At 73.2% G+C, this 6,956-nt stretch carries 8 protein-coding genes; all 8 read left to right on the top strand.

Features of this window, described 5'->3' with window-relative positions; all coding sequences use genetic code 11:
- The coding region (locus LQ222_RS18580; RefSeq protein ID WP_230168335.1) for an OmpH family outer membrane protein at nt 1–623 on the top strand (623 nt) is incomplete at its 5' end.
- Nucleotides 624–625: 2 nt separating this feature from the next.
- On the top strand, nt 626–1,684 hold the full coding sequence (gene lpxD / locus LQ222_RS18575; RefSeq protein ID WP_230168334.1) for a UDP-3-O-(3-hydroxymyristoyl)glucosamine N-acyltransferase: 1,059 nt from the start codon (nt 626–628) through the stop codon (nt 1,682–1,684).
- Complete coding sequence (gene fabZ / locus LQ222_RS18570) at nt 1,681–2,154, top strand: 3-hydroxyacyl-ACP dehydratase FabZ (RefSeq protein ID WP_230168333.1); 474 nt, start codon at nt 1,681–1,683, stop codon at nt 2,152–2,154. Before lpxD ends, fabZ begins: the two co-directional genes overlap by 4 nt.
- Before the next feature lie 2 nt (nt 2,155–2,156).
- Nucleotides 2,157–2,999, top strand: a complete 843-nt coding sequence (gene lpxA, locus LQ222_RS18565; RefSeq protein WP_230168332.1) for an acyl-ACP--UDP-N-acetylglucosamine O-acyltransferase — start codon at nt 2,157–2,159, stop codon at nt 2,997–2,999.
- Entirely contained in the window at nt 2,996–3,856 is an 861-nt protein-coding gene (locus LQ222_RS18560; protein ID WP_230168331.1) for an LpxI family protein, read from the top strand. The genes lpxA and LQ222_RS18560 overlap by 4 nt, the downstream gene beginning before the upstream one ends.
- Nucleotides 3,853–4,248, top strand: a complete 396-nt coding sequence (gloA, locus tag LQ222_RS18555; protein WP_230168330.1) for a lactoylglutathione lyase — start codon at nt 3,853–3,855, stop codon at nt 4,246–4,248. Before LQ222_RS18560 ends, gloA begins: the two co-directional genes overlap by 4 nt.
- Nucleotides 4,249–4,260: 12 nt before the next feature.
- Nucleotides 4,261–5,649, top strand: a complete 1,389-nt coding sequence (locus LQ222_RS18550) for a YcjX family protein (protein WP_230168329.1) — start codon at nt 4,261–4,263, stop codon at nt 5,647–5,649.
- Nucleotides 5,650–5,996: 347 nt separating this feature from the next.
- Nucleotides 5,997–6,926: a DUF697 domain-containing protein gene (locus LQ222_RS18545; protein ID WP_230168328.1), complete on the top strand. Its 930-nt coding sequence runs from the start codon at nt 5,997–5,999 to the stop codon at nt 6,924–6,926.
- Nucleotides 6,927–6,956: the final 30 nt, after the last annotated feature.

Below are 6,956 nucleotides of genomic sequence, written 5' to 3'. Positions count from 1 at the left end.
CCGCGCAGCCGCCGCAGCGCCCCGCGCAGGCCCCGGCCCAGCGCCCGGCGCCCACGCCGCCCCCGCTGGCGCCGGGCCAGCCGCCGCCCGCCGCCGTGATCGGCATCGTCGACGTGCCCGAGATCCAGCGCGTCTCCTCGGCCTTCACCCAGGTGCGCGAGGCGATCGAGACGCGCCGCGCGCGGCTGAACGAGGACCTGCAGCGCGAACAGCAGCGCTGGCGCGACGAGCAGCAGCGGCTGGCCACGGAACGCGCCTCGCTGTCGCCCGAGCAGTTGCGCAACCGCGAGCGCGACCTGCAGGACCGCATCACCGACAGCCAGCGCACGCTGCGCGACCGCGCCGCCGGCATCGAGCAACTGGCCCAGACCGCGCTGCGCGAGATCGAGCAGGCGCTGGGCGTGGTGATCCGCCAGGTTGCCTCCAGCCGCAGCGTGAACATCGTGATCCCGCGCCCGCTGGTCATCTTCAACGAGCCGCAATTCGACCTGACCGAGGAAGTCGCCGCGCAGCTCAACCGCATGATCCCGAGCGTGACCTTGCCGCCCGAGGCCGGCGAGACGCCTCCGGCGCGGCCCGCCCAGGCGCCGGCGCGCCCGGCGCAGCCGCCGCGGCGGAACTGATCGTGGGGGCGGACCCCCGCTTCTTTCCCGCGCGCGGCCCGCTGAGCCTCGCGGCGATCGCCGAGGCTGCGGGCGCGCACCTTGCCGCCGAGGACGGGCGGAGCATCGCGGGCGTCGCGCCGCTGGCGCTGGCGGCCGCGCAGGACATCGCCTTCTGCGAGGGCCGGCGCCATCTCGCGGCGCTGCGCGAAACCCGCGCCGGCGCCGTGCTTGTGGCCGCCGAGGCCGTGGCCGAGGTTCCCGCCGGCTGTGCGGCGCTGGTGGTCGATGCGCCGCAGCTCGCCTTCGCGCGCGTGGCCGCGCTGTTCCATCCGCGCCCGGCGCCGGTGCCCGGCATCCACCCCAGCGCCGTCATCGCTGCCGACGCGACCATCGGGGAGGGCTGCGAGATAGGCCCCTTCGTGGTGGTCGGCGCGGGGGCGGAGATCGGGCCGGGGTGCATCCTGCACCCGCATGCCGTGGTGGGGCCGGGCTGCGTGCTCGGGGCCGGGTCGATCCTGCGGACCCATGCCAGCCTGCTGCACTGCATCGCCGGCAAGGGCGTGGTGCTGCACGAAGGCGCCCGCGTCGGCAATGAGGGCTTCGGCTTCGTCACGACCAAGGCGGGCGAGCACGTGACGGTGCCGCAGGTCGGCCGCGTGCTGCTGGGCGATGGTGTCGAGATCGGCACCAATGCCTGCGTGGATCGCGGCGCGGGCGGGGATACCGTGCTGGGGCCGGGCACGCGGCTCGACAACCTGGTGCAGGTCGGCCACAACGTGAAGACCGGTCGCGGCTGCGTGATCGTGGCGCATGCCGGCATCGCCGGGTCGTCGGAACTGGGCAACTACGTGGTGATCGCCGCGCAGGCCGGCATCACCGGGCACATCACGCTGGGCGATGGCGCGCGCGTGGGCGCGCAGGCAGGGGTGATGAACCACGTGCCCGCCGGCATCGACGTGGTGGGCAGCCCCGCCTGGCCGGCGCGTGAGACGCTCAAGGCCTTCGCCTGGCTGCGACGCCAGGTGGCGCCCCCAGGGGGTGCGAAGTCAGCGAACGACAAGACGGGCGGGGCGGCATGACGACCGAGGACACCAGCAAGGCCGGCGAGGTCGGCACCTACGACATCGCGCAGATCATGCACGCGATTCCGCACCGCTACCCCTTCCTGCTGGTGGACCGGGTGGTGGAGCTGGTGAAGGACGTCTCCTGCATCGGCATCAAGAACGTCACCATCAACGAGAACTTCTTCCAGGGCCATTTCCCGACCATGCCGGTGATGCCCGGCGTGCTGATCATCGAATGCATGGCGCAGACCGCGGCGGTGCTGGTGGTCGAGACGCTCGGCCCCAGCTGGGCCGGCAAGCTCGTGTATTTCATGACCGTCGACAATGCGAAGTTCCGCAAGCCGGTGGTGCCGGGCGACCAGATGCGCGTGCATGTCGTCAAGCAGCGCCAGCGCGGCAACATCTGGAAGTTCGAGGCCGAGGCCAAGGTGGACGGCAAGGTCGTCGCCGAGGCCACCTACGCCGCCATGATCCTGGATCGCTGAGCATGACGCAGATCCATCCCACCGCGGCGGTCGCCCCGGGCGCCGTCATCGGGCAGGGCTGCCGGATCGGCCCCGGCTGCGTGGTGGGCGCCGACGTCGTGCTCGAGGACAATGTCGAACTCATCGCCCATGTCGTGGTCGACGGCCACACGCGGCTGGGCCGTGGCGTGCGGGTCTTCCCCTTCGCCACCATCGGCATGGCGCCGCAGGACCTGAAGTACCGCGATCAGCCGACACGCTGCGAGATCGGCGCCGGCACGCTGGTGCGCGAGGGTGCGACCGTGCACCGCGCGAGCGTGGGCGGGGCGGACGTGACGGTGGTGGGTGCCAACTGCCTGCTGATGGCGGCCTCGCATGTCGCGCACGACTGCGTGCTGGGCGACGGCGTGATCCTCGCCAACAACGTCATGCTCGGCGGCCATGTCGAGGTCGGCCCCGGCGCCTTCATCGGCGGCGGCGCGGCGGTGCACCAGACCGTGCGCGTCGGCCGCCTCGCGATGGTGAGCGGCATGTCGGGCGTGACCAACGACATCCCGCCCTTCGGCTACGTGTTCGGCGTGCCGGCGCGACTGGTCGGCTTCAATCGGATCGGGCTGTTGCGCCGCGGTGCCACGCGCGACCAGCTGCGGGCGCTGCGCGCCGTCCACACCATGCTGTTCAAGGACCCGGGCGAATTCGCCGCGAAGCTCGATGAGGCCGCGGCGCGCTTCGTCGAGGATGCGCTGGTGCAGGAACTGCTCGCCTTCGTGCGCGACCCCTCGCGCCGGCGCCAGCTCGTGCGGCCCGGCCGCATGGCGGCGCCGGAGCTCGGCGGCACGGATGAGGAGAACGGGGAGGGGTCGTGACCCCCGGCCCCAGCGACGCCCCCTTGGGCATCATCGCCGGCGGCGGGCTGCTGCCCGTGCGCGTGGCGGAGGCGGTCGCCGCCACCGGCCGCCCGGTGGTGGTCGCCGTGCTCGAAAGCCATGGCGACCCGCGGGCCTATCCGCGCTTCCCGGCGCAGGCCTTCCGCTGGGGCCTGGCGGCCACGATGCTGGCCTGGCTGAAGGCGCAGGGGGTGCGGCAGGTGGTGCTGGCGGGCACCGTGGCGCGGCCTTCGATCCTGTCGCTGCGGCCCGACGCGGCGGGGGTGAAGCTGCTGGCGCGGATCGGCCGCGCCGCCTTCACCGGCGATGATTCCATCCTGCGCGCGGTGATGAAGGTGCTCGCCGAGGACGGGTTCGAGGTGCTGGGCGCGCAGCAGGTGCTGGGCGGGTTGCTGCCGGCGGCGGCGCACCTGGCCGGCCCGGTGCCGGACGACCTGGCGCGCGCCGACATCCAGCGCGGCCTGGCGGTGTGCCGGGCGCTCGGTGCCGTCGATGTCGGCCAGGGCTGCGTCGTGCAGCAGGGCCTGGTGCTGGCGGTCGAAGCCATCGAGGGCACCGACGCGATGCTGGCCCGCGCCGGCGCCCTGCAACGCGAGGGCCCCGGCGGCGTTCTGGTGAAGGCGCTCAAGCCCGGCCAGTCGCGCCTGGCGGACCTGCCGACCATCGGGCCGCGCACGGTCGATGGCGCGCGGGAAGCGGGGCTGCGCGGCTTGGCCTTCGAGGCCGGCGGCACCATCCTTCTGGAGCGTGACGCAACCATCGCGCGGGCGGCGGCGGCCGGGATCTTCCTGCTGTCCTTCGACCCCGCGGAATATTCGGAAGGATCGACGACATGACCACGGGCCGCTTCCTGCACACCATGATCCGGGTGGGCAACCTCGACCGTTCCATCGCCTTCTACACCACTCTGCTCGGCATGACGGAACTGCGCCGGCGCGACGTGCCGGATGGCAAGTACACGCTGGCCTTCCTGGGCTATGGCGAAGGCAACAAGGAAGGCCAGGGCGAGATCGAGCTGACCTACAACTACGGTGTCGACTCCTACGACCAGGGCAATGCCTTCGGCCACCTGGCGGTCGGCGTGCCCGATGTCGCGGCGGCCTGCGAGGCGGTCCGCAATGGCGGCGGCAAGGTCACGCGCGAGGCCGGGCCGGTGAAGTTCGGCACCACCATCATCGCCTTCGTGGAAGACCCGGACGGCTACAAGATCGAGCTGATCCAGCGGTAGCGGCAGGCGGGGATGGACCCGCTCTCCCTGCTGCGCGGCCTCCTCGACACCACCGAGGATGCCGCGCGGGCGCTGGTCGGGCGCGAGCGCATCCGTCTCGCGGTCACCGGCCTGTCACGCGCGGGCAAGACCGTGTTCCTGACATCGCTGATCGCGAACCTGGTCGCCGCCGGGCGCGGGGCGCGCACGCTGCCGGTGCTCAGCGACGCCGCGGGCGGGCGCATCCGCCGTGTCTTCGTGGTGCCCGCCGGGACCGAGACGGTGCCGCGCTTCGACCCGGACGCGCACCTGGCTGCGCTCGCCGCGGATCCGCCGCGCTGGCCCGAACGCACCGAGGATTTCTCGACCCTGTCGATCGCCATCGACGTCGAGCGCCGCAGCTCGCTCGGCGGCATGCTGCCGGAACGGCGCATCACGCTCGACCTGATCGACTACCCGGGCGAATGGCTGCTCGACCTGCCGATGCTGCGCCAGGATTTCTCGACGTGGTCCGAGGAGACGCTGGCGCGATTGAAGCGCGGCATCCGCGCCGGCGCGGCGGCGGAATTCCTCGCCTTCCTGGATGGCCTGCCGGATGACGCGGCCGCCGAGGATGCGCTCGCGAAGCGCGGCTACACGCTGTACCGCGACATGCTGCGCGAGTGTCGCGACGGGCTCGGGCTGCGCTTCCTCCAGCCCGGGCGCTTCCTCAATCCCGGGCCGCGCGGGGAAGCGCCGCTGCTGTGGTTCTTCCCGCTGCCGGCCACCGCGCAGGGCGGGCTGGCGCAGCTCTGCGCGCGGCGCTTCGATGCGTATCTCGCGGACCAGCGGGCGACCTTCCTCGACCCCTTCTTCGCGCGCTTCCATCGCCAGGTCGTGCTGGTCGATGTGCTGGGTGCGCTGCATGCCGGGGAGGAAGCCTTCCACGACACCGGCGATGCGCTGTCCGCCATCGCCTCGGTGGTCTCGGGCGCCAATTGGCTGGAACGGCTGCTTGGCGCGGCGCCCACGCGTGTGGCCTTCGCCGCCACCAAGGCGGACCACGTGCCGGCGCGCGCGCGCGATGCGCTGGCGGCGCTGGTGGAGCACATCACGGTCGGCGCGCGCGGTCGGGCGGAGCAGTCGGGGGCGGCGGTGTCGTTCCACGCGCTTGCTGCCATCCGCTGCACGGAGGATGCCGTCGCGCGCCTCGAGGGCCATGCCGTCGCGGCCGTGCGCGGGGTGCTTTTGGAGAACGGCGTCGGCGCCACCATCTATCCGGGCGAGGTGCCGATGAAACCGCCCGAACCTGCCTTCTGGGATGCCGGCCTGTTCACCATGCCGGAGTTCCGCCCGCCACGGCTCGACCCCGCCGGGGCCAGCGGCATGCCGCATATGGGCCTGGATGCGCTGCTCGCCTGGTTGATCGGGGACGCGTTGTGAGCGCGCCCGATGGCCGCAGGGGCGAAGGCCCCGGAGGGCTGAATCGGCCGCGTCACGCTGAAAGCGCGCCCGATGGCCGCAGGGGCGAAGGCCCCGGAGGGCTGAATCGGCCGCGCCACACTGAAAGCGCGCCCGATGGCCACAGGGGCGAAGGCCCCGGAGGGCTGAATCGGCCGCGCCACGCTGAAAGCGCGCCCGATGGCCGCAGGGGCGAAGGCCCCGGAGGGCTGAATCGGCCGCGCCACACTGAAAGCGCGCCCGATGGCCGCAGGGGCGAAGGCCCCGGAGGGCTGGTTCGGCCGCGCGTGATCACCGATGCGCCGGGCGATCGCGGCGGTGAAGCCGCCGTGGAACGCCATCAGCCGCGCGTCGTCGCCGAGGATGCAGGCGCTACGGCAACGACCACGCAGGGCGCCACCCGCGCCCGCCCGCGCGTGATCCTCGACGAGGGCGCCAAGCCCTTGCCGCGGCTGGACTTCGGCTGGGACCGGGCGGTCGCGCCGGTCGCTCTGCCGCCTGGTCGCGGCTGGTCGTCCGTCGCGCTCGTGGGGGCGGGGGCGGCGGTGCTGGTGCTCGGCTTCTCGGTCCTGGAAGCCGGCAATTTCGTCGCCGCGCAGTTCGCGCGCGCGGCCTGGCTTGGCTGGGTCACGCTGGCGGTTGCGACGGGCGGATTCGGCCTCGTTTTCGCGGCGATCTGGCGGGAGATGCACGGCTACCTGGCCCTGCGCACGGTCGATCGTGCGCGCGCCGCCGCCGCGCGTGGCGACGTGGCGGGGCTGCGGTCGGAGCTGGTGGCCTGGCAGGCGCGATTGCCGCCTGGGCGCGCGCGCACGAACGACATCGCCGCCGCGCCGATTGATGCTGTCGTCGCGTTGGTCGAGGCCAGGACGCTGGCGCCCATCGCGCAGGACGCCGCCGCGCTGGGCCGTGCCGCCGCGGTACAGGCCTTCGCGGTCACCGCGGTCAGCCCCTCGCCGGCCGCGGATGCGTTGATCTTTGTCTGGCGTGGATTGCGGCTGGTGCGGCAGGTGGCCGCCTTGCACGGCTTCCGCCCCGGCATTGCCGGCACCCTGGCGCTGCTGCGCCGTGTCGCGGTGGATGCCGCGACGGTGGCTGCGACCGATGTCGCCGTGGATGCCGCCGTGCGTGGCCTGCTGAGTTCGAAACTGGCCGAGCACATCGCCGGCGAGGCCGCCGCGGGCGCCGTGGCCGCCCGCCGCATGATCCTGCTGGCCCGCGCCGCCGACGAAGCCTGCCGCGTCCTGCCGCGCCCCTGAGTTCCAAAAAATGGGCGGGGGATCGGGGGA

Origin of the sequence: Roseomonas sp. CECT 9278, from assembly GCF_918698155.1 — a bacterium.
GTDB lineage: Bacteria > Pseudomonadota > Alphaproteobacteria > Acetobacterales > Acetobacteraceae > Neoroseomonas.
Note: the sequence above shows the minus strand (reverse complement) of the source record. Positions and strands in the feature narration are given on the sequence as shown.